The organism is Xanthomonas euvesicatoria pv. euvesicatoria, assembly GCF_020880415.1.
Taxonomy (GTDB): Bacteria; Pseudomonadota; Gammaproteobacteria; order Xanthomonadales; family Xanthomonadaceae; genus Xanthomonas; species Xanthomonas euvesicatoria.
Map to the genome: position 1 here is coordinate 114,341 of NZ_JAJIUJ010000040.1, position 24,521 is coordinate 138,861.

Genomic DNA, 24,521 nt, shown 5'->3' on the forward strand with positions numbered 1-24,521 from the left:
CGCGATTTTGCACTGGCGGCGCAGTCCGCAGCACACGGGCCGGCGCGCAGCAGGCCGGCCCATGCACGCTGCCAGACGCGCCGTTACTGGCGTGCAGCGATCGGGGTGGCCGCGTATTCGGCGGCCTGTTCGGCGGCGCGCTCCTCGGCCTCCACCAACCGCTCGGCCATGGCCCAATGGCGGTCCGCGTGCCCGTCCGGGCGGCCCTCCGCCTCCCAAATCTCCCGTGCCAACTGGGCAAGCCGCGCCTGCCGTTCCATGTCATTCATTGCGTACGTTTCTCTCAGGGGTCAATTTTCTTGGGACAACAACACTGCCACCGGCGCACGTGCAAACAGCGTGGATAGCGCCACGCGGCCGCGCTGCGACTGCAGCGTGCTGCCATCGAGCACATTACGGTATGTGCCCTCGCCCAATGCCAACGACGCCTGACCCCAGGTGGCAGGCGCCACCAGCAACGGCAGATCGCCATCGCCTTCGACGCCGGCGCCCAGCCGCGTGACGGCCACCACCAGCGACTGACCGCGATACTGGCGACGGAATGCCAGCGCCTGTGCATCGCCGCCGACCGCCACGTTCAAGGGTTGGTAGTCGCCCTTCGCAAATAGCGCTGGAAATTCGCGGCGCAACTGCAGCAACAGCGCCGTCAGGCGCGCCTTGACCGCGCCATCGCGCCAGCTGCGCAGCAACCCGGAGAAGTCGCGCGCCTGCTGCAGCCACTGCTGGCGCTGGACGTAATCCACCGGACGGCGGTTGTCCGGATCCACCAGCGACAGATCCCAGCCTTCGGTCCCCTGGTACAGGTCGGGCACGCCGGGCACGGTCAGGCGCAAGGTGGTTTGCACCAGGCTGTTGCGCGCGCCGGCGGCGGCGATGTAGTTGCTTGCGCGCAGCAGCGCGCGCCGCAGCGGCAGCCCGGCGCGGCTGCACAGCACCTGCTCCACGGTGGCCTGCACGGCGTGCTCATAGGCCGGCGAGCCGTCGGTCCAGCTGGTGTGCAGCTTGGCTTCGCGCACCGCCTTGAGCAGCCATTGCGCGATGCGCTCGGCGTAGCCGGCAAGCGGCTCGGTCTGGTCGGCGCCCAGGCCGATCGGCCAGGCCGCCACCAGGGTCTGCCACAGCATCTGCTGGTCGCCCCCGGACAGGGCCGGCGATTCCAGCGCGTCGACCAGCGCATCGAACTGGGCACTCTGCTCGACCCACCAGCGCGGTTGCTCGGACAACACCGCCAGCCGCATGCGCAGGTCTTCGCCACGCTTGTGGTCGTGGGTGGCGGTGGCCAGCAACGCGCGCGGGTAATGCTTGGCACGCTCGAGATTCTGCGCGTGGAACTCGGCCGATTCGTTGGCGAAATGGGTCGGGTGGCTGCCGACCTCGTTGCGCGACAGCAGCACGCCGTGCCGGTAGAACGCGGTGTCCTCCACCGACTTGGCATTGAGCGGTGCGGACAGCTGCTCCACGCGACGGCGCAGGATGCGCCGCAAGGCGATCTGCGCACGGTCTGCGCCGGCATCGTCGAGCAACCACCGCTCGATCGCATCCACGGCCGCCACGATCGATTCCGGCATCCCCTCGCGCGCCTTTGCAGCGGTCGCGCGCAATCGCTCCGCTTCGCTGCCGGTGACGCCCTTGGCGCCGGCATAGGTGCGGTACACCGGGAACCAGCGCAGCAGCACGCACAAGCCGCGCGCCAGCATCTGCGGGCTGAACTCGCGCGTGGGCGGATCCAGCCGCGCCAACGCCGACAACGCACCCACGGCGCGATTGAATTCGCTCTGCAGCGGGCCACGCAGGATTTCGTCGCGGGCGGTGCGTTCTTCCTGCGCGAAATCGCCGCTGCGCCCGCTCACCTTCTGCCAGGCACGGACCAATGGCCGGAAGCCGGCCGCATCGTGCAACAGCCCGCCCACCTGGTCCATGAAGTCGTAACCGGTGGTGCCATCGCACGGCCAGTCGGCCGGCAGGTGCTCGCCCGGTGCGAGGATCTTTTCCAGGTACAGGCCCAGCGTGCCGGGCTTGAGCCCACGCGTGCGGCCAGCCGCATCCAGCCGGCTGCGCAGCTTGCGCACATAGCCGGTGGGGTCGGTCAGCCCGTCCACGTGGTCGATGCGCAAGCCGTCCAGATGGCCTTCGGCCACCAGCCGCAGCGGCAACGCGTGCACCGCGTCGAACACCGCCGGCAATTCCACCCGCAAGGCCACCAGCGAGGTGATATCGAAGAAGCGGCGGTAGTTGAGCATGTCGTTGCCCACGCGCCACCAGTTCAGGCGATACGGCTGGCGTTCGATCAACTTGTGCAGGCGGCCGTCGCCGCGTTTGGCGCCGTCGTTGTAGTCGCGCAGCCACTGCGCACGTGCGGCTTTCTCGGGGATGTCCAGCGTCTGCGGACGAATCGGGTAACGCTGGTCGTAATGCGCCAACGCCGCGCTGCCGTCGTTTTCGATCACCAGCGTGATCAGGCCTTCGGCCAGCGCTGTCGCATACGGGCGATCCAGCACCGCCAGCCACAGCTTGCCGTCGCGCCCGGGCGCGCGCCAGTCGATGTCGAACCAGTCGGCGTGCCTGGCGCTGCGGCCATTGCGCAGCACATCCCACCACCACGCGTTCTGCGCATGCGTGGCCATGTGGTTGGGCACGATATCGGCGATCAGACCCATGCCGTGTTCGCGCGCGGCCTGCGAGAGCGCCATCAGGGCGTCTTCGCCGCCGAGTTCGGGATTGACCACGGTCGGGTCGATATTGTCGTAGCCGTGGGCGGAGCCCGGCACGGCCATGCCGATCGGCGACAGGTACAGGTGACTGATACCCAGGCCTGCGTAGTACGGCACCTGCGCGAGCGCATCGTGCAGGGTGAAGCCGGCATGCAGCTGCAGGCGGGCGGTGGCGCGGAGATCGATCATGGATGCGGTTCCGAAACGGCCGCGACGCGACGCGCCTCGGCAAAGCCGTGCAGCGCCGAATTCAGGCGCGCATGCGGCAAGGGATCGGGCAGGCGTCGACGCCAGTTGGGATGCACTTCGACGGTGCCCGGCAGGTTGGGTTGTTCGTCCAGGGCCAGCGCGTCTTCCACCGGCAACAAGGCCAGCGGCGAGACATTGGTGGCGGTGAAGCGCAACGCGCCCAGCAGCGGGTCGCGCGCACTGCTCAGGCCGGCAAGTTCGACAGCGGCATCCAGCCGTGCCACGTCCTTGTTGCGCGCGGCGGCATCGTCGCTGGCCTGCGCGGGCTGGATCAATTCCAGCTTGCGCCGCCATTCGATATCGCGGCCGGTGCGCCAGCCGGTGAGCGTGGGCAGGTCGTGCGTGGTGGTGGTGGCGATCGCATCCGGCCGCCACAGCGCCGGCGAGACGAATGCGCCATCGTCGTCGCGGGTGAACATCAACACGTCGATGCCCATCACTCCACGCTGCGAGAGTTCTTCGCGGATGCCCGGCGGCACCACGCCCAGGTCCTCGCCGATGACGATCGCCCGGTGCCGCCACGATTCCAGCGCCAGCAGGTTGAGCAGATCGTGCAACGGGTAGGCCAGATACGCACCTTCATTGGAACTGGCACCATCGGGGACCACCCATAGCCGCATCAGGCCCAGGATGTGGTCGATGCGGATGCCGCCGCGGTCGCGCAGCACCGCACGCAGCAGCGCGATATACGGCGCGTAGCCGCTGCGCCGCAGCGCCGTGGGCGAATACGCCCCGATGCCCCAATGCTGGCCATCGGCATTGAAGGCATCCGGCGGCGCGCCCAGCACCAGCCCGCGCAATACGGTGTCGGCCGCCGCTGCGGCTTCGGCGCCGTTGGGGTCGAAGCCCACCGCCAGATCGGCGATCAAACCGATCTTCATGCCGCGCTCGTGCGCCTCGCGCTGCGCATCGGACCAGCTGCGCGCCGCCAGCCATTGCGTGAACACATGCAGCTGCGGATCGTTGTCGCCGAAATCCTGCGCAGCAAAGCGTGCAAAGCCCTCCAGCGCCGCGCCGCCTGCGTTGCGGAAGGCGACCAGATCGGCATGATCGGGCGAAACGCGCGTGTACAACTGGCGCAGCAATTCCCACTTGGCGTGCGCCGAGGCCTGCCAATCGATCAATGCAGCGTTATGCAAGCCATCGAAACGTTCGCGCAGGCCGGGCACCGCGTTGATGGCATCCAGCGCCAGTTCGCCCAGGATGCGCACCGGCGCGGCATGCAAGGGATCGAGAAAGCGCCGATCGCTGGGCGAATACGGGCTGTAGCCGCCGCTCACCGGGCGCGCGGCGTGCACCGGACTCAATGCCAGGGCGTCGGCGCCGGCCAAGGCCGCGTGCCGCAACCATTCCACCGTGCCGGCGGCATCGCCGATACCGCCGTCATCCAGGCTGCGTGCCGAATACACCTGCAGCGCCATGCCCCAGGCACGCGGCGATGGCTGGCCACAGGCATCGGCCACACTGAAGCAACGTGGCGGCGCCACGGCCACCTGCTGGGTAATCGCGCCGATCTGCAGCGTCCAGTAACCGAAACGCTGCGGCGCGCGCAGGCGCCCTTGCGCATCGGCACGCACGTCTTCGCTGGCGCCGCTGTCGTCGCTCCAGCGGCCACTGGCGTGTGCCGCCACGCGCAACGGCAGCGGCTGACCCACCTGCACCGTCAGCAGCGGCGCCGGCTCGTCGGCCTGCGCCTGGCAGCGGCGCAGGCTGTCGGCGCGCTGCGCCGCGGTGGCGGCCGGAAATTCCAGCGCGCTGAGCACCGCATGCACCGATTGCTCGGAGACCTGCCGCGGCTGGTCGCTGGCATCCACCCAATCCACCATCACCCCGGCCGCGGCGGCCAGGGTGTTGAGATCATCCCCGCCCGGATCGCGCGTACTCATGCCTGCGCCTCGTGCCAGGCGATGAAGCCATCGACCGGTAGTTCCCGCGCATCGGCAGCCACGTTTTCGACATGCGCCACGCGTCCGCGCAGCGGCGGCAACGGCACCGGCTGGGTGCCGACATTGAAGGCGATATGCCACAGCCCGCCCGGCAGCTCCCAGGTGGCGGCCACCGCGCCATCGGCAAGCACGCTGGCACGCACGGCGCGCGCTTGCGCCAGGCCTGGCACCAGCCAGCGACGACGCACGTCCAGCAGCGCCGTGAACCAGCTTGCCCACTGCGCGCCGTCGCCATGCGCGGCGTCAGCGATCGGCGCACGCGATGCCGCGAACGTGGTATGGCTGTTCGGATCGGGAATGGTGGCGCGCTGGGCTTCATCGGCAAATGCGGCGAAGTGCGCGAACTCCTTGCGGCGGCCTTCGCGCACCGCATCGTCCAACGGTGGGCCGAAGTCGGTGAAGAACAGGAACGGTTGCTTGGCGCCCCACGGTTCGCCCATGAAAAACAGCGGAATCATCGGCGTCAATGCGGTCAGCGCCAAGGCCGCGCGCAAGCGTTGCGGCGACACCAGCACGCTCAGCCGCTCGCCGCGGGCGCGGTTGCCGATCTGGTCGTGATTCTGCGCAAACACCACGAATTTGTGCGGCGGCAAGGCGCCACTGGGTTCGCCCCGCACATGCCCGCGCGGGTCCGGCTCGCCCTGATAGGCGAACCCTTCGCCCAGCACGCGCGCCAGGTGCTCGGTCGGCTTGTCGGCGAACGCGGCGTAATAGCCTTCCTCTTCGCCAGTGAGCAGCACATGCAGCGCGTTATGGAAGTCGTCATCCCACTGCGCGGTATAGCCACGCTGCAGTTGCGAGGCCTGATTGGCCTCATTTTCCAGCACCAGATGCACATGCCGCCCGGCCGGCAGGCTGGCCTCGACGGTCTCGCGCAAGGTATCCAGGAACGCGTTGGGCGATATCGCATGCACCGCATCCAGGCGCAGGCCGTCGAAACCGTATTCGTGCAGCCACATCAGCGCGTTGTCGAGAAAATACCGCTGCACCGGCGGCTTGCGGAAATCGATCGCTGCGCCCCACGGGGTGGGCTTGTCCTCGTTGAAGAACGGCGCGGCATAGCTGTGCAGGTAATTGCCGTCCGGGCCGAAGTGGTTGTAGACCACATCCAGCAACACCATCAGGCCATGCCCGTGCGCGGCATCGATCAGCGCCTTCAGTTCGTCCGGTGTGCCATACGCCTCCACCGGTGCATACGGCAGCACGCCGTCGTAGCCCCAGTTGTGCGCGCCGGGAAACGCGCTCAACGGCATCAGTTCGATGGTGGTGATGCCCATCGCCGCCAGCTGCGGCAGTTGCGCCTGCACACCGGCATAGCCGCCGCAGGTGCCGACATGCACTTCGTAGATCACTGCCTCGTCCCACGGCCGTCCCTGCCATTGGGCGTTTTGCCAGGCATAGCCGTCGGTCGGCTGTACCGCGCTGGGGCCGTGCACGCCTTCGGGCTGCCAGCGCGAGGCCGGGTCCGGGACCGGCTCAGCGCCGTCGACGCTGTAGCGGTAACGCGCATTGGCAGCGCAGTCGATGACGGCGCTGAAAAAACCGTCCTGTCCCGCCTGCAGCGCGCAGCGCGCGCTGTCGTCGAAGACCACGTCCACGCTCTTGGCTGCTGGAGCCCAGAGCGCAAAGCGCACCTGTCCTTCACCCGCCGGCCAGGCGCCCCAGGACGGTGTGATTGCATTGCGCTGGTTCATCGTTATTTCTCCGCTTGCAGATAGATCGTGGCCAGCGGCGGTAGGGTCAGGCGCAGACGTTGCGCATGCCCATGCATGCCCACCGGCTCGGTCGCCAGGCGACCGCTGTTACCGAGGTTGCTGCCGCCGTAATGGGCACTGTCGGTGTTGAGGATCTCGCGCCAGAGGCCGGCACGCGGCACCCCCACGTGATAGTCGTGATGCGGTTGCGGGGTCAGGTTGCTCACTGCCAGCAACGGTGCGCCGCCGGCAGGATCGTGGCGGACGAACGCCAGCACGCTGTTGCGCGCATCGTCGGCCACGCTCCAGTCGAAGCCGTCGGCGCGATGGCTGCCGCGATACAGCGCCGGCGTGCGGCGCAGTGCGGCGTTGAGATCGCCCACCAGTTGCTGCATGCCACGATGGCGCGCGCCGTCCAGCAGATGCCAGTCCAGCGACTGGTCGTGATTCCAGTCGGCCCATTGGCCGAACTCGGCGCCCATGAACAGCAGTTTGTCGCCCGGGTGCGCCCACATCAGCGCCAGGTAGGCGCGCAGGTTGGCGAAGCGGCGCCAGTCATCGCCCGGCATCTGCCCGAGCAGGCCACCGGTGCCGTGCACCACTTCATCGTGCGAGAGCGGCAACACGAAGCGTTCGTCGAAGGCGTACACCAGCCCGAAGGTGAGCTGGCTATGGTGCTGCGCACGTTCGGCCGGATCGCGCTGCATGTAGCCCAGCGTGTCGTGCATCCAGCCCATGTTCCATTTGTGGGTGAAGCCCAGGCCGCCATCGCTGATCGCGGCGGTCACGCCCGGCCAGGCGGTCGATTCTTCGGCAATGGTGAGCACGCCGGGGAACTGGGTGGCGATTTCGCGGTTGAGCTGGCGCAGGAACGCGACCGCCTCCAGATTCTCGCGGCCGCCATGCGCGTTGGGCACCCACTCGCCTTCGGCGCGGCCGTAGTCGCGATACAGCATCGAGGCCACCGCATCCACGCGCAGGCCGTCGAGGTGGTAATGCTCGATCCATTCCAGCGCGCTGCCCAGCAGGTAAGCGGTCACCTCCGGCCGGCCGTAATTGTAGATCAGCGTATTCCAGTCGCGATGCATGCCTTCGCGCGGATCGGCATGCTCGTACAGCGCGGCGCCGTCGAACTGGGCCAGGCCGTGCGCGTCATCGGGAAAGTGCGCGCTGACCCAATCCAGGATCACGCCGATACCGGCGCGGTGACAGGCATCGACGAACTGCGCAAAGCCGTCCGGGCTGCCATGTCTCGCGGTGGGCGCATACAGGCCCAGCGGCTGATAGCCCCAGGAACCGCCGAACGGGTGTTCGGTGATCGGCAGCAATTCGATATGCGTGAAGCCGAGCTGCTGTACGTAAGGAATCAACTGCTCGGCCAGCGTTGGCCAGTCCAGCGGCTGGTTGTGTCCGTCGCGGCGCCAGGACGCGGCATGCACCTCGTAGATCGACAGCGGCGCCGGCACGGCGCCGGGGTCGCGGTTGGCCATCCAGGCCGCATCGGTCCAGGCGAATGCGGCGGCGCTGGGCACCACCGAAGCGGTTGCCGGCGGCAATTCGGTTTGCCGCGCCACCGGGTCGGCCTTGAGCAGCACCCGCCCATCGGCTGCGGTGACGGCATATTTGTACCGGGCGCCGGCTTCCACGCGCGGCAGGAAGAGTTCCCAAAAGCCACCGATGCGCTGCCGCATCGGATGCCGCCGCACGTCCCAGCCGTTGAAGTCGCCAACCACCGCCACGCGTTGGGCATGGGGTGCCCACACCGCAAAGCGCACGCCTGGCACATCGCCACAGTGGACATGCTGCGCGCCCAGCGCACGACGCACGGCCTGGCCATCGCCGGCAGCGATCTGCAGCAGCAGCGATTCGTCCAGCGTGGCCGCGAACGCGTACGGGTCTTCGACCTCCTGCACCCTGTCTGGCCACACGATGCGCAGCCGGTACGGCCCATCGGCCGCCAGGATGCCTTCGAAGACGCCATCGATGGCGCTGGCCTGCATACGCGCGAGCAGCTTGCCGCGCGGGTCGATCAAGCCCATCGCCTCGGCGCCCGGTGCCAACACGCGCACCTGACGGCGGCCCTCGGCCAGCGGTTTCGGTCCAAGCACCGCAAAGGCATCGGCCGGCAAGCCGTTGGCCAGGGCTTGCAGGGTCTGCGACGTTTCCGAGATCCCTTCCGTGGTCATGCCGTCTGCTTCCGTGCGCTGCTCCTGCCCGCCCTGCCGTTCGCTCATGACACCGTCGCGAGCGCGGGCGCGGTTGCGGCGGTGTGTTCGTAGAGCGAGAGGTATTTCTTGCCTGCCACGTCCCAACCGCTGGGACGCAACATGGCCGCGCGCCGCATCGCAGACAGCAGGCTGGGCAGGCGGAATGTGCGGAAGGCGCGCTCCAGGCAGCGGCGCAGCGCTTCGACGCTGGCGTGCTGGAACAGGAAGCCGGTCACGCCATCGTCCACGGTGTCGATCAGCCCGCCGGTCGCATGCGCGATTGGCAGGCAGCCGAAGCGCTGCGCATACATCTGGCTCAGGCCGCAGGGCTCGAAGCGCGAGGGCATCAGCAGGAAGTCGGCACCGGCGAACATGCGCCGCGCCAGGCCTTCCTCGAAGCCGATGAAGGCGCCCACCTGACCGGGATAGCGCCTGGTCAGCTCGGCCACCTGCCGTTCGATCTCCGGCTCGCCGCCGCCGATCACCGCGATCTGGCCGCCAGCGGCCACGATCTGCGGGGCCACCTCGCAAATCAGGTCCAGGCCCTTCTGATGCACCAGCCGCGACACCACCGCAAACAGCGGGCCGGTGCTCTCGCGCAGCCCGAATGCCTTGCGCACCTGCGCTGCATTGGCCTGCCGGCCCTGCCACTGGTTCACGCTGAAGTGCGAATCCAGGTATTCATCGGTGCGCGGATCCCAGCTGGCGTCGATGCCGTTGACGATGCCGGTGAGCGCGCCCTTGGCAGCGCGACCGGCCAACAGCCGGTCCAGGCCGCAGCCCTGTGCCGGGCCGGTGATCTGCTTGGCGTAGCTGACGCTGACCGTGTTGACGTGGTCGGCATTGACGATGCCGCCGCGCAGGAACGACATCTGCCCATAGAACTCCAGCTCGGCCACCCGCTCGGCGGGGATGCCCAGCGCGGCAGCCATCGAATACGGCACCAGGCCCTGGTAGGCCAGGTTATGGATGGTCAGCAGGCACGGCGTGGTGCCGCCGGACCAGCGCACATAGCCGGCCGCCAGCGCGCAGGGCCAGTCGTTGAGATGCAGCAGACGCGGTTTCCAGCCCAGGCCGGCGTGGCCGGCCGCAATCTGCGCGGCGGCATGCGACAAGGTGGCAAAGCGGATTGCGTTGTCCTCGAATTCCGAACCGCTGGTGCTCACATAGGGCGAGCCGTCGCGTTCGAACAACTCCTTGGACAGCAGGATGTAGATCGGTAGCCCGTCCGATTGCACGATGCGGCCGATGTCGCAGGCCGGCAGCGCGGCATGCGCCAACACGCGGCCCACGATCTCCACCTTGCCCGCACGCTCGAGCACGGCGCGGTAGCCAGGGATCAGCACACGTACGTCGTAGCGGTGGCGCAGCGCGCGCGGCAACGCGGCCGCCACATCGCCCAACCCGCCGGCCTTGATGAAGTCCGCCATTTCCGACGCCACGAACAAGGCACCGCGCGTGTCTGCCAACGAGACCGGCAAGCGCTCGTGGTGACGGATGAAGCGGCCACGCGCATCGCGCGGGCGCCCACTCTTCTTCAGAGTCGGGAGCAGCGTACTGCGCTCTAAGCGTGCGGTAGTAGCGTGAAGCGGCATCATGGCAACCATCGAAACATCCGTCGTAATGTGGGTGGAGACGGAAAAACGGCGAAGCGAAAACCGCCGTCTGCCGATTCAGCCAGACGACTTGCTACGAGTGAGGAGCGTGGGCAACGCGCGTACTCCACGTCGCCCTTGCAGAGGAATCTACACCCCGACCAAATAAAATATGCGTGAACACGTGCTGACTTTTCTGCGACAGCCCACATTCCTTTACGCGCAGTTGCGCACGCTCAAGGCATAAGCGCCACATTGCAGTGCGATGACATCCCCGTCTCGGTGCGTTGGCCGTACATGCACCGAATGCGGGAACTTCCGGCTGCGTTCGCCCTCATCCGGGTAACCGGTTCATCGATGCCTTGCTTCGCGCCTGGCGACCATGCTTCGCGCCCGGCCTGCATGCCGTTGCCGCGCGCTACGGCCCGGCTTGCTCAAGCGCCCCCCTCCATGGGCCGATATCGAGCGTTAGCACAAGACCTCTCGAGACCCTGGCGCATGGCAGACCAGCCCGAACACCCAAGCCGCCCCCGTGGCGGGCTGCGCCGCCTGTTGCCCTGGGGCGGCACGGACACCGCGCGCCCTGCCGCTGCCCTGCCGACGGTGATCAATGGCGAGCGCAGCGGTCATGGCCTGGCCGCGCACCAGCTGGTGCCGGCCAAGGCCAAGTCCGGCGCGCACGATCCGGCCGCTGCCACTGCATTGCTGATACGGCTGTTCTCGCATGCCGCGCATCCCGAAGCGCTGCTGCTCGCGTTCGCCGAAGGCATCGCCAGCCTGCATGGCGAGCTCGGCGACATGGGCGTGCGCCTGAGCGCGGCGTACGCGGCCGGCGATTGGCCCGGCTATGGCCGTGCCTTGCGCCAGCTCATCGACAAATACATCCGCACCATCGATATCGGCGATTCGCTGGCCGAAGGCCGCACGGAAGCCGAGCAGCTGCGCGATCTGCTGCGCCACGCGCTGGGCAATGCCCTGGCCACGCTGTTGCAACGCAGCCCGGAGCTGGCCGAAGAGGCGCAAACGCTGGCATCGGCGCTGCGCCACTGGCGCCCCGGACACGAGCTGATCACGCTGGAACAACGCCTGCGCGAACTCAGCCACCAGATCGGCCTGCGCGCCGAAGATGCCAGCGAACAACAGAACCTGTTACTGGGCCTGTTCGACCTATTGCTGGAGAACGTCGGCGAACTCCTGGACGATCGCAGCTGGTTGCAGGGCCAGATCTCGGTGGTGCGGCAACTGATTTCCGGCCCGCTGGATGTCAGTTCCATCGAACAGGCACGCGGCACCCTGCGCGAGGTGACCTACAAGCAGGGTCTGCTCAAGCAGGGCATCGCCGAGTCCAAGACCGCCATGCGCGAAATGATGGTGTCCTTCGTCGACCGGCTGGACGGCATGGCCACCAGCACCGGGCAATACCACGACCGCGTTGCCGGCTATTCGCAGGCGATCGGCGAGGCGCGCGGCATCCCCGACCTCAACCGGCTGCTGCAGGACCTGCTGCAGGACACCGCCGGCGTGCAGGCACAGGCCCTGGCAGCGCGCGACGAACTGCTCGCGGCACGCCGGCAGGTGGAAGATTCCGAACAGCGCATCGCCTTGCTCGAACAGGAGCTCAAGGACGTCGCCGGTTTGGTGCGCGAAGACCAACTGACCGGCGCGCTCAACCGGCGCGGCTTCGAAGAACTGTTCCAGCGTGAAGCCGTGCGCACCCAGCGCAGTGGCCAGCCCCTGTGCGTGGCGATGCTGGACCTGGACGATTTCCGCCGCCTCAACGAGACCCACGGCCATGCCGGTGGCGACGCCGCGCTGCGCCACACGGTGGAGGTGGCCAAGGCGGTGCTGCGCACCACCGATGCCATCGCCCGCTTCGGCGGCGAGGAATTCGTGCTGCTGCTGCCGGACTCGACCATCTTCGAAGCCAGCGCGGCGGTGATCCGCCTGCAACGCGCACTGTCGCAGCGCTCGCTGCTGCATGACGACGTGCGCGTGTTCATCAGCTTCAGCGCCGGCGTGGCGCTACGCGGGACCGACGAGACCCAGGACGAGGTCATCCGCCGCGCCGACCGCGCCATGTACGACGCCAAGGCGGCCGGCAAGAACCGGGTGATCAACGCCGATTAGCGGCGATCGTCGGCGAACGCCCGGTGCATCCGGGCGATCGCTAAGCGGTGTGTACCGTGCTGGCTGGTCTGGCGGCGCGCCGTGCATCAATGCGCGGGCTTGGCTCCGCGCAGCTTCTGAAACAGCATCACCGCGCCCAGCACGAGCGCACCGGCGACCACGCCCACCAGCATGTTGCCCAGCGCCTCGACCAGCCAGCCCATGCTGCCGGACGACTCGGCCAGATCCGTCACTGAATGATGAAGGATTGGTGTGTCCTTCACTAAGATGTGACCACCGACCAGAAACATGGCGACGGTTCCAGCTACCGACAGAAATTTCATCAGCCAGGGTGCGCCAAAAAGGATGCCGCGCCCGAACGCGGCCAAGGCAGTACCCTTCTTGCTTAGGTAAAGGCCCAAGTCGTCCAATTTCACGATTGCGGCAACCAAGCCATAAACACCAATAGTCATAACTAGCGCAATCGCGATCACAGTTAGAACTTGTTGTGCAAAAGGCGCACTGGTGACAGAGCCAAGAGTAAGCACGATGATCTCTGCCGAGAGGATGAAATCGGTGCGGATCGCGCCCTTCACCTTGTCCTTTTCCAGCGCCACCACGTCCACGTTCTGGTCGGCCAGCGCGCGGGTACGTTCGGCATGCCGCTGCGCTTCTTGCTCATCGTTGTGCAGGAACTTGTGCGCCAGCTTTTCCACGCCCTCGAAGCACAGGTAGGCGCCGCCGATCATCATCAGCGGCATCACCAACGGCACGTTGTAGCCGCGCCCGCGCAGCCACGCTTCCAACGCGCTGATCGCCAATGCTGCCGGCACCAGGATCATCTTGTTGACCAGCGAGCCCTTGGCCACCGCCCACACCACCGGCAGTTCGCGGTCGGCAGTGACGCCGGTGACCTGCTGCGCATTGAGCGCCAGATCGTCGCCCAGCACGCCTGCGGTCTTCTTGGCCGCCACCTTGGTCAGGATGGAAACGTCGTCCAGCAGCGTGGCGATGTCGTCGAGCAGGGTGAACAGGCTGGCACCGGCCATGCGCAAGGTCCTTCTGGGTTGGTCGCGAATTCTCGCCGATCCCGCACCCGCGTGGGGTGATGAGCCGCCATTGCGCGGTCGTTGCATGCTGTTGGCAGGGCGATGCAGGCACCGCTGCGCCTGCGCTTGCGGCCGTTCGTGCCTGCCCTGGGCAGGTTTGCCTGCGGTGTGCGCAAGCGCGCGGATTCACCACGCGACGACCCGTCGCTGGCCACACTCGCCGCCTGCATGATGCCCCAGAGATGGCCTTGAGTCACAACGACCCGCACCGCGCCCCGGCTGCAAGCCCGGCTGATCATGCCGTGATTGGCGGCATGAGCCGGCGCACGCAGATCCTGCGCTTGCTGTTGCGCTATCGCGGCTCGGGCGTGTTCGCTGGCATGAACCTGGACCCGGCGGCCATCAACGAATACGAAGTGCCTGCAGAAGGCACCCCGGACCAGTTCGTCTCCGACCTGGAATCGCTCGGACCCACCTTCGTCAAACTGGGCCAGATGCTGTCGACCCGGCCGGACATCGTGCCGCCGGAATTTGCCACAGCGCTGGAGCGCATGCAGGAGAACACCAGCTCGGTGCCGGTGGAGCGCATCCGCCAGATCATCGAGGAAGAGCTCGGGGTCTCGGTCAACAAGGCGTTCTCGTTCTTCGACCCGGTCCCGTTGGGCTGCGCCTCGCTGGCGCAGGTGCACCGCGCTGCGCTGCGCGACGGCACGCCGGTGGCGATCAAGGTGCAGAAGCCCGAAGTGGCCGCGCAGGTGCGTTCGGATCTGGACGTGCTCAAGAGCTTCGCCACTGCCGCCGACCGTCTCACCGGCATTGGCCGGCGTGTGCGCTTTGCCGACTGGCTGGGCGAATTCGGCAAGACCCTGCGCGCCGAGCTCAACTACGAAGACGAAGCCGAAACCCTGGCGCGCTTCGGCAAGCACCTCAAGCCGTTCCCCTTGCTGTGGGTGCCGCAACCGGTGTGGGACCTGAGCAGCCGCAAGGTGCTGACCATGCAGCTGGCCGAAGGCGTGCGCGTGGACAAGATCTCCGGTCTTCGCCGCACCGAACAGCCGATGGACGAGCTGGCCGCGGAACTGGTCAAGGGGTATCTGGACCAGATGTTCGTGCATGGCGAAATCCATGCCGACCCGCATCCGGGTAATTTGCGGGTGCTGCAGGACGGGCGTCTGGCCATCTTCGACCTGGGCATGGTGGCGCATGTGCCGCCGCGCCTGCGCGAGCGCCTGCTCAAGTTGCTGTTTGCCGCGGTCGATGGGCGCGGCGAGGAAGTGGCCGAAGAGACCATTGCGCTGAGCACGCGGCTGGAGGATTACGACGAAGAACGCTACCAGCGCGAAACCGGGCAGATGATCGCGCGCTACGCAGCGCACGATGCCACCTCCGAAGGCCGGGTGGTGCTGGATCTGGTGCGCATCGCCACCTCGACCGGCTTGCGGACGCCGCCGGAGTTGAGCCTGCTCGGCAAGACCTTGCTGAATCTGGAAGGCGTGTGCCGCGCGTTGTCGCCCACGCTGGATACGCGCCGCATCGTCGAGCGCCATCTGCAGCACGTGATGCGCGCGCGCCTGAAGAAGTCCCTGTCCGCGGCCAACCTGGCCAGCGAGGCGATGGAACTGCAGCACCTGGTGCGCGAAGGACCGCGCCGCATGTCCGAGATCCTGTCGCTGGCTGCGGAAAACCGCCTGCAGATGCGCGTCACCGGGCTGGAGGAATCGCACCTGATGGAAAGCCTGCAGAAAATCGCCAACCGCGTGGCGGCGGGCATCGTCACAGCTGCGCTGATCATGGCGTCGGCGCAGATGATGCGCATCGAAACCGGCTTGAAGCTATGGGGCTACCCGGCTATTGCGATGGTGCTGTTCCTGCTCGGGGTCGTGCTGGGGCTGGGCATCGTGGTCAGTGCGCTGCTGTTCGACCGCCGCGTGCGAGCGCGCGAAGAGCGTGGGCACCGCTAGCCGTTAGGGCTGGTTGCCGCAGGTGGGCGCCTTGGTGCCCTGCGGGCAGGCATTGGATTTGCGTCAGTCACCAGCCTGCGAACAAGTGCCCCTGACAAGACCGCGCGCACCCGGCGGGCGCGGCCGGAACCGGCATGTGACGTGTAAGCGACGGTTGCTGCGCGCTGTCCACGTTCAGTAACGACTGTTTCTTATCGTGTCGACAGTCCGTTCAACCGCGCAGGCAGGTGTGAGCGATTGCGCGTCAGGCGTAGCGCCTGTGATCTCCGCGTTGAATGCGTGCGCGACACGCAGGGAACGGTGCAAGAAAAGCGCCGGTTCCGTTCGTGCGTCTTGCATCGTGCTCGATGCAGCGGATTGCAGGCGTCCTGCGCACACCACGGTGTCCCCACCCCTGCTCGCTGCGTGCAGCAGCGCTGCAGCGAGCACAACCACTATCACGCGTGGGCGCAAGGCATCTGACGCCACCTGCGCTTCAGCATCTTCGCGCTGGTTGGTGCGCACAGATGTGTCGCCGCTGTCCGGCGATGCTGGGCCGGAGGTCATGCCGGATCTGTCTGCAACAAACATTTCAGTCAGCTTCGGCGCGGCATAGTCCGTCATCCGGGTGTCACATTGCAGGTGGCGCACAGGACATGGCGAGCAAGGCGTCCGGTACGCGCTCGCACCATTCCCCCACGGACGCTGCGCATGCATTGGATGTTGTTGGTTTCGTTGTTGCTATTGCTGTGGCTGTTGGTCGCCTCTCCGCGTCTGGCATGGCTCAAGGCTGGCCTGTTGTCGCTCTTTCTGCTGCTGCTCAGCGTCTGGGGATTGGTCGACCGGCTCAGCGGCGACGGTATCAATGCAGCCACGCTGTATCACCTGCGCGCCGACATGGATGGCGCCGGCGTCAGCGACTTTTCCGGCTATATCGCGGTTTTCGTCGGCATGCTGTTGCTCTCGCTGAGCCCGCTGTTGCTGGTGCGGGTACGCCGCTTCCAGCGTCCGCGTGGTGGCGGCGCCGTGTTCGCAGGCTTTGTGGGCATGTTGCTGGTCGGCATCGCCGCAAGCCCGCTGTATCGCGATGGCAAGCGCCTGTACTACCAGCTGCGCCCGGTCGATTACGCCACCGTGGTGCCGGAATACCAAGTGCCGCAGCAACCGCTGCACAAGCGCAAGAACATCGTCTGGATCTATGGCGAAAGCCTGGAGCGCACCTACTTCGACGAACAGGTGTTTCCGGGCCTGATGCCCAATTTGCGCGCGCTTGCGACCGAAGCAGTGGACGTACGCAATCTCGCCTCCACCGAAGGCAGCGGCTGGACCATCGCCGGCATGGTCGCCTCGATGTGCGGCGTGCCGCTCACCACCGCGCCGGGCGACGAGAACAGCATGGACCGCATGGGCATGTTCCTGCCCGAAGCGCGCTGCCTGGGCGATTACCTCAAGGATCAGGGCTACCGCAATCATTACGTGGGCGGTGCCGATGCCAGCTTCGCCGGCAAGGGCCGTTTCCTGTCCAGTCATGGCTTCGACGTGGTGCATGACGTGCACCATTTCCACGACCAGGGTGTCGCGCCAAAGCATTTTTCTGCATGGGGCGTGCACGACGATGTCCTGCTGGACGACGCCTGGGATACCTTCCAGACGCTGTCGCGTGCCGGCCAACCCTTCATGCTGACCACGCTGACCATGGACACCCACCATCCGGCCGGCCACCTGCCACTGGCGTGCAAGGGCCAGCAGTACGACAGCGCACTGGGCGATATCGGTCTGCTGCATGCAATCAAATGCAGCGACCGTTTGATCGGCGAACTCGTCGCACGCATCCGCAACAGCCGGTATGGCAAAAACACCATCATCGTCATCGCCTCCGATCATCTGGCCATGCCCAACGACCTGAGCGACGTGCTGGCCAAGCAGAAACGCGAGAACCTGCTGTTGTTCCTGGGCAAGGACATCGCGCCACAACAGGTCCTCACGCGCGCAGGTAGCACGCTCGATTCGGGCGCAACGCTGCTGCAGTTGCTGGAACCAGGCATGCGCACGCTGGGCTTTGGCCGCTCGTTGCTGGCCCGCGATGCCCCGCCCAGTGCCAGCGTGGCCGCCAGCCGCGACAGCGGCAAGGACTATCCGCGCTACCTGGCCTACGCGCGCACGCTGTGGACCGGGCGCAGTACGCGCATGCTGCGCATCAATGGCAATGGCGATGTGGTGGTCGGCGTGCAACAGGTGCGCCCACCGGTGCTGCTGGAATACGACAAAGACACCAACCTGAAAACGGTGTACCTGGAAAACACTTCGCGTCAGTTCGACCGCACGCATTCCAAGGGCACGCTGGCCTATGTGGACCGCTGCACGGCATTCGAAGACGGCTCGGCCGATGGCCACTGGTGTGCGCTGGTGGTGGACCGCCACCAGAGCATGAAGCTGTATCGCGACCCGGACCTCACCCGCGGCATCGCCGTCGACGCGCCGCTGGAAGCCACCCAGCAGGGCCCGCGTCCGCGCGTGCGTCAGCCGATCATGCTCACCCAGGCTGCGCGCAAGACCGATGCCGGCCGCTACATGCTCGAGCTATACGCTAAGCGCCGGCCCACGCGCGCGTTCTGGGTGGAAGCGGTGTCCTCCGAACGTAAGGTCGTGCTGGCACAGCAATGGGTCGTGCCCGACGCCGCCGGGCGCATCCGCATGCCGGTGGGCCTGGAACATGCGGTGGAAGACCTGGAGATTCGTGCCTGGCTTGATTACACCGAAGACGTCAGCGTGGACGACCTGGCCTTGGTCAAGGACATCCCGGTGGCGGATCGCTCCTGATGTGCCGACATGCGTCCATCGATGGTCAGGCATGGTTGTGCAATCAGCGCAAGCCGACCGACTTGCCGCTGCGCAGCCCTCGTCGACCTCGCCAGCTCAGTCATCCGACGCAGGCGCACCATCTCCGGCCTCGCGTGCCACGGCGGCCCCTGCACGACTGAAGCGGATCTCCTGCGGCGACTGCAACGCAATGCCCACCGTCGCCATGCGCTGCAGCAGCGCGAAGAACAGCTGGCTGCGCACGCCATACGAATCGCGCGGACTGCTCACGTAGGCGAACGAGTTGAAATTGACGTGCCCGCCGGCCAGCGAATCGATGAACACCGATGGCGCCGGTTCGGCCAGCACCTTCTCGTGCTCGGCGAACAAGGCCAGCAACATGTCGCGCACCTTGGCCACGTCGGTTTCCAGCGGCACCGAGAACTGCAACTGCACACGGCCCATCGGATTGGACAGCGTCATGTTGCGCACGCTCTTGGTGATCAACTCCGAGTTGGGCACGATCAACGTGGAGCGGTCGCCCACCTGGATTTCGGTCGCTCGCACGCTGATCTTGCGCACGTCGCCTTCCTGATCGCCGATACGCACCCAATCGCCGATCTTCACCGGACGCTCGGCCAGCAAGATCAACCCGGACACGAAGTTCTGCGTAATCGCCTGCAGACCAAAACCAATGCCCACCGACAGTGCGCTCAACACCAGCGCCAACCGCTTCAAATCCAGACCCAGCGCCGTGAGCCCCCACACCATCACGATCAACCAGCCCAGATAGCGCGCCACCGTGCTGATCGAATTCCGCGCTCCCGCATCCAGTTCGGTCTTGGGCAGATAGGTGTTGAGCAGCCACTTCTGCACCACATGGACCAGACCCATGCCGAGCAGGAACACACACAGCGCCCTGGCCACGTCGCCGGGCGTGATGACAAGTTCCTTGCCAATTGCAATACCGTGCGAAACGTTTTCCAACCAGCCGGTCACTGCGGCGAGGTTGGCGCCGTACGGCGTCACCAGCGCGGCAATGCCTAGTAGCACCAGCAGCACGCGTACTGCCGCAGAGATCAGTAACCCTACCTGCACCAACCGCCCGCTGCCGACATTCAGTGCATGCGACAGCGCTCGGCTGAAACGGCTCTCCGGCTTGAACACCCAGGTCGTCAGGTCGTCGGCAAACATCACCAGTAGCGCGAGCACGCTGCACACCATGGTGATCCAGATGATCTGCTGCTCGACGAACAGTGCCATATTGATGTAGCCGAACAAGGCCGCCACTAACGCGAAGATCACCGCCAGATGGCCCAGCAGACGGATCAGCACGATGTAACCGCCGCCACGCGACACCACCGGCGGTGGTGCGCTGCTGTCCGCATCGGCCGCGCCCACGTTTGCGGCATGAGCGCGCAACGACAGGGTCAGGCCAGCCAGTGCCGACAGGATCAACCCCGCATACAACAGCGCGGCAACTGCATCGGTAGCGATGGTTAATGCGCTGCTGCTGCGCGCCACGTCGTTGATTCTGATCGCCATACCGCTAAACCAGCTCACCGCGGCCGTGGCAAGACAATGCACACGCAAACGATCGACAGTGGCATCGTCCAACGGGAACAGACGCCAGGTGGGCTGGTGCTTCATCAACAGGCTGGCGCTGAGCGAACCGACGAAGGCCGCCACGCAACTGATCACCACAAATGCACTCAGCAGCTGCTCCAGATCGGTCGGCAGCTCGCTCAGTGCGCGGACGCTCTCGGCCAACGCCCATGCCGCCATGCCCAGCGTCAGGGTGCCCACCAACAAAAACCACAGTGCAAGGCCGGAGCGCCGCAAGCGGCCACCGGGCGCACGCGAGGCCGCATACCGCCGCCCCAGGTGACGCAGGAAGATGCGCAACGGAAATGCCAGCATCAATGCCGCCAGCGTTCCGATCATCAGACCGGCGACGCCGTTGGTCGCTGTGCCGGTGCGCACCGCCTGTACGGCCTTGTCGGACAGCGCCTGCAGGCGCGCTCGGTCGTCGGGCCATTCCCGCGCGATCTCATTCCACAACGCGGGCGACAGCGGCGAGGCAGCGCGCGCGGATAGCTTCTCGCTGAAGCGCTGGGCACGCTCGCCTTCGAGCCGGTCGGCGAGATCCTTGGCATCCAGTGCCAGCAGGTTCGCCCGCTTGAGCTCGGCATCCAGCCCGTTGCGCTCTCGCGTGAGCGCGCGGCGTTGGTCGCGTAGATCTGGTGGGTCGGTCTTCTGCTCTTCGCCAAGCCCGGCCAGCCGGACAGACAGCTCCTTCAACGGAGGCTCCAGCGAGCGCGCCAGATCCTGGGCCTGGCGCTGTGCGCCGGTGACATCGTCAGCCAGCTTGCGCAACTGGTCGGTGTCGGACTTTTCCATCCCCGCTTCGGCATGGGTCAGCACCTTTTGCATGCTGTCCAGTTGGGTCTGCGCGGTCTCCAGCACCGTGTCCTCGTCCTGGGCCACAGCCGTGCCAACACAGACCATCCCCAGCGCGGCAAGCAACAACAGACGCCGCAACAAGCCCTGACGGGCACCACAGGTAAATCGGAATTCGGACACAGGCAGGCATCGAACAGGCGCGGGCGACCGCGGGTGCCGGCATCTTAAGGCACCGCCCCTGATCGAGCCGATTGCCCGGGACCGGTGATTCAGCCGCGGCAGGTCTGGGTCCGCGAACCGATCGGACGATCTCGTTGCACCGCGGCGATGGCGGCAGAGGACCCTGCTAGCGCATGAATGGGCATGCCGCGTTGTCACTTTGCGACAACACGCCGCTGACGCAGAATCGAGCCACCGCTGCGGCAGACGCAGCGGATGACCGCGAAGGAGATCCTCTATGCAGATTCAGATCCAGACCGACAAGCACGTGCCGCACGATCCGTCCGTTGTGGCGCATGTCGAAAAGACCTGCACCGCCCAGCTGGCCCATTTCGCCAGCGACATCACCCGTGTGGAAGTGCATTTGCGTGATGAGAACGGCCAGCGCGGCGGCGCGGCGGATCGAACCTGCAGCATCGAGGCGCACGTCGCCGGCCTGCCGCCGATCGCGGCTACCAACAGCGCCGAAACGACGGCCTCTGCCGTGACCGGAGCTGCACGCAAGCTGCGCACTGCCATCGAACATGCACGCGGCAAGCAGCACTCCAAGGCCACCGCCCCGCCGCCGGACATGCTTTGATCTGATCTGGAGGTTGGCACGTGGCCTCGGCGGCCGCCAACCTTTGCGGCGATGCATCGCGGCACGTCATCTAGCGATGCGCGAAGCGCCCCTCCAAAACCTGTGACCCTTAAACGGCATTCGGCCCGTCGCACTCATCTTGTGGCGGGCCGAATGCGTTGAATCTTTTGCTTACGGAAAGAGCCCAATCCCAAGCACACGGCGCCGATTCTTAGGATTTTCGAGCTGATCCCTGGCTTTTACGCCAGCAGCGTCCAGGCACTCGGGCTCATGACTACCGACTCGGATAACCCGCGCGGCGATAGGCTGAGCCGCACCAATCGGGTGCAACGTAGCCTGGATCCTTTCGCCCATTGCACGGCATTGCTGAAGGTATACGTATGGTTTGCTTCCCACTGCAGCACGGGATTATGTCTTGAGTCCGGCAGCAAACCGATCAAACTCGCCTTGCGCAGTTCGGCTTTCGATCTCCATTTCTTACCGGCAGATTCGTAAGTCAGCGCGTTCGAGTTCCCGGCAACTCCCAGGCGCGTCACCGTAATTGCAAGGCCTGGAAAAATAGCCAACCGCTGCTGCAATTTTCCATGATCGCAGCAATGCAATCGCTCAACAGCGGACTGGCCACGGACCGACGCAGCCACTCGATTCCCTCCTCCAGCCCAGCTCGCCCCGGTCCGCAGGGTTCGGCAGCGTGTGGCTGGCATGCGAATCAGGGTATGCGCAGAAACAGAGGTCGCAGTGGTGGGAGGGAAAACGCGGCTCAAAACGGCCGACTGCAGCCTTGGTGCGGTTGCACCTTGTTGGCTTCGCGATCTTGGTGCTCGGAAATGCTGCCATCTGCTCTCCAAGCCACACCACGCGTCCTGGGCGATCGCTCGAACGCTCCACCCCGTCATTGCGCCATCGCTCTGCGCGGGCACCGACGCCCATCAACCAACACATGTCGCAGCGCTGGCACACGCGCACGTCTTCGTCCCTGCAAGGACGGCCGCGGCAGCAAACATATTTGGCCAGCACAGACGAATTGATTGTTCGGATGTGGAATGATCGTTTCGCCAAGCGCGCGTCAAGATTCTGTGGATTCATGCGAACTTCAAGCTCGCCGACGACGATGACACATACCACGCAAGGTGGCCGTGGATAGCAGGGACGCCTGGGCGCATCGATTGCGAGCGAAGAAGTCACGCTCTGGTTGCACGGGCAGCTGAGCGCAGCATATGCACCTTGCCGGGTCGGCGTGCCGCACGTCACGCATGATTGTCCGGTCGACGCGTCTGGCTGCCGATCGCGATCCCCACGCTGCAATCAAGCCCCTCGCCGCCATGCCCTTCTTGATGAGGTACCCATCGTCCGGCGCTATCGATCAATCGCCCCGCAAGCCTGGGCGAGAGCATGCCGATATCCCCCCAACGCGAGGACAAGCCGTGACGAAGATCTCTTCAGCCAGTACCTCCCAGCAACCGCAAGCCACAAGCGGCGATATTGTGATCGAGATACCGGCACAACGACGCGACGATACATCGACGCCCAGGATCGATTCTCCCCTCTCCGCCCTGCCGCCCAGACCTTCGGGACGACGCAATAGCACAGGAAGCGACAGCGGATATGAAACCGCCAACGACGCAGATCTGTCCCCCTATGGAAGTCCGCAGCCGCATGCTCCGCTGCGTGGGGAAGAGAGCAGCAGCGAGCAGTTCTACGACGCTGAAGACTCCTTGGAACCGTCGGCTTTGCCATCACTTCCCCAGGAACACGCTGCACAACATGGCTCCCAAGCGCATGCATCCACCTCTGCGACAGGCACTGCGCGCTTGGGCGCACTGGCGGCGTCGGTCCGCGCAGGTGCAACACATGGAGTCACCACCCTCCTTGGACCCGCCGCGACAGCAGTCGCAGCTGCGGCGCGCGGTGTCATACCGATCAGCTTCGACAAACAATACCTGGGCGCTGCGCTGGGACATCTCGTGCACCAGACCACCTCCGTGGGACCGACCACGTTCGTGCGCGAGTTGATCGGCGAAGCGCTGTTTGCCGCGTTTCGCCAGCTCCCACCCGAAGCGGTCGTTGCCATGCAGGCGGTGTCGGGCACGCTGCATCTGGCCCTGCATACGCTGCGGCGCAACCGCGAAAACCGCAATCCGGATGCCGCCGCCCGAGGTTTTCACAACCTGAATCTTGAACAGTGGGAAGCGCTGTCCGAAGACGAACGTCATCACAAGAGGAGCGAGCAGCAACATTACTCGGATCTGGTCACCCGGCTCGCGCTGACCGGCATCTTGAGCAATATCGCCATCGGCGCTGCGGGCAAGGCTTCTGGCCGACCGGAGATGGCGGCCAGGCTGCTGGCCAGTGAGCTCAAGGTCGCCCCTTATGCTGCGGCCCGCGACGCCATCCAGGCGACATTCCGCATGGTGGGAATGCGGTCACCGACCAACGGTGGCGTCAGCGATCCCCACGTCACCAGTGCAGGCAGGTTTTACGGCATGGCCAACGTCCTGACCAACCTGGCGTCGAACGAGCTGGAGGCACCAGACTTTGCATCGGCCAGGCAGCGCTGGGCAGGACTGATGTCGCCCTTCAACATGGGAGAGGCGACCAGGGTCGTCTTTCAGCAAGCGGCGGTGAACGCGGCCTTGAATGTCGGTCTGGAGACAGCCGACTGGCTCAATGTCACCCAACACGAAGCCGACGAAGCCGGGACGCAGCAGATCTCGGAACCAACCTGGAAGGCCAAGCGCGAGGATTATGAGCGGGTCATGGATCATTCTGTCGCGCGTACGGCCGCCATCAACTCCAACATCGCATTCGGTACAGCAGTCAACATGATTGGCACCTGGCTCGGTTTGTCGCCAGCTCGCAGTGCGCTGCTCTCCAATACATTGGCGGGCATGGCCGCCGGCATGCAGTACAAGGTCATCGCCGGCACCTGGCAGGCTGCAGCGGCAGTGCGCGAAGCCGAGGGCGCTCGCACGCGAACTGAGTGAGCGTGGCCGCGCCTGGCGACGGCTATCGCGCAGCCATCG

The 24,521-nt window shown here is 66.0% G+C and carries 15 protein-coding genes; 5 read left to right on the forward strand and 10 right to left on the reverse strand.

All coding sequences use genetic code 11. From position 1 onward, the window contains the following. Positions 1-83: 83 nt before the first annotated feature. The 6 genes from LN450_RS07575 to glgA are packed head-to-tail and all read right to left on the reverse strand — an operon-like array spanning position 84 to position 10,414. Complete coding sequence (locus LN450_RS07575) at positions 84-269, reverse strand: DUF2934 domain-containing protein (protein WP_008575499.1); 186 nt, start codon at positions 267-269, stop codon at positions 84-86. A gap of 21 nt (positions 270-290) precedes the next feature. Further along, positions 291-2,900 (reverse strand): malto-oligosyltrehalose synthase, encoded by a 2,610-nt coding sequence (gene treY, locus LN450_RS07580; protein WP_011346125.1) that lies wholly within the window; start codon positions 2,898-2,900, stop codon positions 291-293. Then, entirely contained in the window at positions 2,897-4,846 is a 1,950-nt protein-coding gene (locus tag LN450_RS07585; RefSeq protein ID WP_011346124.1) for a 4-alpha-glucanotransferase, read from the reverse strand. Before LN450_RS07585 ends, treY begins: the two co-directional genes overlap by 4 nt. After that, positions 4,843-6,600, reverse strand: a complete 1,758-nt coding sequence (gene treZ / locus LN450_RS07590; protein WP_011346123.1) for a malto-oligosyltrehalose trehalohydrolase — start codon at positions 6,598-6,600, stop codon at positions 4,843-4,845. The genes LN450_RS07585 and treZ overlap by 4 nt, the downstream gene beginning before the upstream one ends. A 2-nt stretch (positions 6,601-6,602) precedes the next feature. After that, positions 6,603-8,834, reverse strand: a complete 2,232-nt coding sequence (locus LN450_RS07595; RefSeq protein WP_011346122.1) for a 1,4-alpha-glucan branching enzyme — start codon at positions 8,832-8,834, stop codon at positions 6,603-6,605. Beyond that, positions 8,831-10,414, reverse strand: coding sequence for a glycogen synthase GlgA (gene glgA / locus LN450_RS07600; protein ID WP_011346121.1), 1,584 nt, complete (start codon positions 10,412-10,414; stop codon positions 8,831-8,833). The genes LN450_RS07595 and glgA overlap by 4 nt, the downstream gene beginning before the upstream one ends. A 486-nt stretch (positions 10,415-10,900) precedes the next feature. On the opposite strand from glgA, the gene LN450_RS07605 reads away from it, so the two are divergent. Then, on the forward strand, positions 10,901-12,529 hold the full coding sequence (locus LN450_RS07605; protein WP_014089156.1) for a GGDEF domain-containing protein: 1,629 nt from the start codon (positions 10,901-10,903) through the stop codon (positions 12,527-12,529). Between the two features lie 86 nt (positions 12,530-12,615). On the opposite strand, the gene LN450_RS07610 is transcribed toward LN450_RS07605, so the two are convergent. Further along, positions 12,616-13,557, reverse strand: a complete 942-nt coding sequence (locus tag LN450_RS07610; protein WP_011346119.1) for a DUF808 domain-containing protein — start codon at positions 13,555-13,557, stop codon at positions 12,616-12,618. 59 nt (positions 13,558-13,616) lie between these two features. Between LN450_RS07610 and LN450_RS07615 the strand changes: the two genes are divergently transcribed. After that, positions 13,617-15,518, forward strand: a complete 1,902-nt coding sequence (locus LN450_RS07615) for an ABC1 kinase family protein (RefSeq protein ID WP_011346118.1) — start codon at positions 13,617-13,619, stop codon at positions 15,516-15,518. A gap of 174 nt (positions 15,519-15,692) precedes the next feature. Here LN450_RS07615 and LN450_RS07620 read toward each other — a convergent pair whose 3' ends face one another. Then, positions 15,693-16,121, reverse strand: coding sequence for a hypothetical protein (locus LN450_RS07620; protein ID WP_228729367.1), 429 nt, complete (start codon positions 16,119-16,121; stop codon positions 15,693-15,695). 87 nt (positions 16,122-16,208) lie between these two features. Here LN450_RS07620 and LN450_RS07625 point away from each other — a divergent pair, with 87 nt between their 5' ends. Further along, positions 16,209-18,317 carry a phosphoglycerol transferase I gene (locus tag LN450_RS07625; RefSeq protein ID WP_011346116.1) on the forward strand — a complete coding sequence of 703 codons (2,109 nt, stop codon included), beginning with the start codon at positions 16,209-16,211 and terminating at the stop codon, positions 18,315-18,317. Between the two features lie 96 nt (positions 18,318-18,413). On the opposite strand, the gene LN450_RS07630 is transcribed toward LN450_RS07625, so the two are convergent. After that, entirely contained in the window at positions 18,414-20,804 is a 2,391-nt protein-coding gene (locus LN450_RS07630) for a DUF3772 domain-containing protein (protein WP_228885114.1), read from the reverse strand. Positions 20,805-21,156: 352 nt separating this feature from the next. On the opposite strand from LN450_RS07630, the gene LN450_RS07635 reads away from it, so the two are divergent. Then, positions 21,157-21,498, forward strand: a complete 342-nt coding sequence (locus LN450_RS07635; RefSeq protein WP_007974834.1) for an HPF/RaiA family ribosome-associated protein — start codon at positions 21,157-21,159, stop codon at positions 21,496-21,498. A gap of 239 nt (positions 21,499-21,737) precedes the next feature. Here LN450_RS07635 and LN450_RS07640 read toward each other — a convergent pair whose 3' ends face one another. Next, positions 21,738-22,139, reverse strand: coding sequence for a hypothetical protein (locus LN450_RS07640; RefSeq protein WP_126952884.1), 402 nt, complete (start codon positions 22,137-22,139; stop codon positions 21,738-21,740). 783 nt (positions 22,140-22,922) lie between these two features. Here LN450_RS07640 and LN450_RS07645 point away from each other — a divergent pair. Next, positions 22,923-24,482: a hypothetical protein gene (locus LN450_RS07645; RefSeq protein WP_011346113.1), complete on the forward strand. Its 1,560-nt coding sequence runs from the start codon at positions 22,923-22,925 to the stop codon at positions 24,480-24,482. Positions 24,483-24,521: the final 39 nt, after the last annotated feature.

Bases quoted from the DNA above. Each gene is read 5' to 3' on its own strand.
- LN450_RS07575 (WP_008575499.1), bottom strand. From the start codon at position 269: ATGAATGACATGGAACGGCAGGCGCGGCTTGCCCAGTTGGCACGGGAG.
- treY (WP_011346125.1), bottom strand. From the start codon at position 2,900: ATGATCGATCTCCGCGCCACCGCCCGCCTGCAGCTGCATGCCGGCTTC.
- LN450_RS07585 (WP_011346124.1), bottom strand. From the start codon at position 4,846: ATGAGTACGCGCGATCCGGGCGGGGATGATCTCAACACCCTGGCCGCC.
- treZ (WP_011346123.1), bottom strand. From the start codon at position 6,600: ATGAACCAGCGCAATGCAATCACACCGTCCTGGGGCGCCTGGCCGGCG.
- LN450_RS07595 (WP_011346122.1), bottom strand. From the start codon at position 8,834: ATGAGCGAACGGCAGGGCGGGCAGGAGCAGCGCACGGAAGCAGACGGC.
- glgA (WP_011346121.1), bottom strand. From the start codon at position 10,414: ATGGTTGCCATGATGCCGCTTCACGCTACTACCGCACGCTTAGAGCGC.
- LN450_RS07605 (WP_014089156.1), top strand. From the start codon at position 10,901: ATGGCAGACCAGCCCGAACACCCAAGCCGCCCCCGTGGCGGGCTGCGC.
- LN450_RS07610 (WP_011346119.1), bottom strand. From the start codon at position 13,557: ATGGCCGGTGCCAGCCTGTTCACCCTGCTCGACGACATCGCCACGCTG.
- LN450_RS07615 (WP_011346118.1), top strand. From the start codon at position 13,617: ATGAGCCGCCATTGCGCGGTCGTTGCATGCTGTTGGCAGGGCGATGCA.
- LN450_RS07620 (WP_228729367.1), bottom strand. From the start codon at position 16,121: ATGACGGACTATGCCGCGCCGAAGCTGACTGAAATGTTTGTTGCAGAC.
- LN450_RS07625 (WP_011346116.1), top strand. From the start codon at position 16,209: ATGCATTGGATGTTGTTGGTTTCGTTGTTGCTATTGCTGTGGCTGTTG.
- LN450_RS07630 (WP_228885114.1), bottom strand. From the start codon at position 20,804: ATGGTCTGTGTTGGCACGGCTGTGGCCCAGGACGAGGACACGGTGCTG.
- LN450_RS07635 (WP_007974834.1), top strand. From the start codon at position 21,157: ATGCAGATTCAGATCCAGACCGACAAGCACGTGCCGCACGATCCGTCC.